The 1,400-nt window shown below is 64.9% G+C and carries 1 protein-coding gene; it reads left to right on the forward strand.

Annotated features, from left to right (window positions below; genetic code table 11):
• Positions 1-80: 80 nt before the first annotated feature.
• The coding region (locus D9T14_RS13195) for an ISL3 family transposase (protein ID WP_121592132.1) at positions 81-1,400 on the forward strand (1,320 nt) is incomplete at its 3' end.

Genomic DNA, 1,400 nt, shown 5'->3' on the forward strand with positions numbered 1-1,400 from the left:
GTCGGCGCGTCGGTGAGTGGTGGGAGTCGAGGTCTTCCAAGGATGGAAGTTCTCACACTGCCCATCTGGAAGACCTCGACGTGCCTGACATTACCCCGCCGGCCGGTTTCGGCCGTCCCGATCTGACCGCCTTCGCTCGTCTTGACGGCCTTGGCCTGGACGTTGTTGGACAGCGACTCGAACCTGACCGGGTGGTCCTCGCGTGCCGTGTGGCCGAACCTGATCAGTGGTGCAGACGCTGCGGTTGCGAGGGCAGTCCCCGCGACAGCGTGGTGCGAAGACTTGCTCACGAGCCGCTGGGGTGGCGGCCAACGATGCTGGAAGTGGTCGTGCGGCGTTACCGCTGCAGCGAGTGCGGGCATGTGTGGCGCCAAGACACCACCGCTGCGGCCGAGCCACGGGCGAAGCTGTCGCGTCGGGGACTGCGGTGGGCCTTGGAGGGCATCGTGGTCCAGCACCTGAGTGTTGCCCGGATCGCCGAAGGCCTCGGGGTCGCATGGGACACCGCGAACACTGCTGTTCTGGCCGAAGGCAAACAGGTCCTGATCGACAAGCCTGGCCGCTTCGATGGCGTCGCCGTGATCGGGGTCGACGAGCACGTCTGGAGACACACCAAGCGCGGTGACAAGTACGTCACCGTGATCATCGACCTCACCCCCGTGCGGGACGGCACGGGCCCCGCACGCCTGTTGGACATGGTCGAAGGCCGCTCCAAGCAGGCCTTCAAGACCTGGCTCAACGAGCGTCCACGAACGTGGCGCGACACCATGGAGGTGGTCGCGATGGACGGGTTCACCGGCTTCAAGACCGCAGCTGCCGAGGAAGTCCCTGACGCGGTGGCGGTGATGGATCCCTTCCACGTCATCAGACTGGCCGGCGATGCACTCGACAAGTGCCGACGCCGAGTCCAGCTCGCCATCCACGGCCACCGGGGCTTCAAAGACGACCCGCTCTACAAATCACGTCGGACTCTGCACACCGGCGCCGACCTGCTCACCGAGAAACAAAAGGACCGACTCACCGCACTGTTCACCGACGACGCCCATGTCGAGGTCGAGGCCACCTGGGGCATCTACCAGCGTATGATCGCGGCCTACCGCGACCAGGACCGCCGACGTGGTCGCGAGCTGATGGTCAAGCTGATCGCATCGATCAGCACCGGCGTACCGAAGGCACTGACCGAGATCATCACCCTCGGCCGGACACTGAAAAAACGAACAGACGACGTGCTCGCCTACTTCGACCGACCCGGCACGTCCAACGGCCCCACCGAAGCCCTCAACGGACGACTCGAACACCTCCGCGGCACCGCCCTCGGCTTCCGCAACCTCACCAACTACATCACACGCAGCCTCCTCGAAACCGGCGGATTCAGACCCCAACTCCTACACCCTCGATTG

The organism is Propionibacterium australiense (genome assembly GCF_003666605.1).
GTDB classification, from domain to species: Bacteria; Actinomycetota; Actinomycetes; order Propionibacteriales; family Propionibacteriaceae; genus Propionibacterium; species Propionibacterium australiense.